The organism is Pseudomonas persica (assembly GCF_900291015.1).
Taxonomy (GTDB): Bacteria; Pseudomonadota; Gammaproteobacteria; order Pseudomonadales; family Pseudomonadaceae; genus Aquipseudomonas.
The window spans coordinates 1-232 of record NZ_OLKL01000403.1; the positions used below are offsets into that span (position 1 = coordinate 1).

The window sequence follows — 232 nt, forward strand, 5'->3', positions numbered from 1 at the left end:
CATCAATATGCATCATCCCCTCACCCTCCAGAATATAATAGACCTCCGTAGATTTCAGGATATGAGGATACGACACTTTTCCCGGCTTAAGCCTGGCATGAGCAAGACTATACCCTATGGGCAACGGCTCATTATCCGGATGCAAAATTACCCTAAGCAGCGTGTCATCACCAGCAGTGATTTCAGGGATGGCGGATGTGGTTTTGATTATCATGGTGGTTATTTGTATGGT

Annotated in this window: 1 protein-coding gene; it reads right to left on the reverse strand. The window is 45.7% G+C overall.

The window, feature by feature from the left end:
• A partial coding sequence (locus FQ664_RS27665; RefSeq protein ID WP_218570458.1) for a cupin domain-containing protein occupies positions 1 to 214 on the reverse strand: 214 nt, incomplete at its 3' end.
• Positions 215 to 232: the final 18 nt, after the last annotated feature.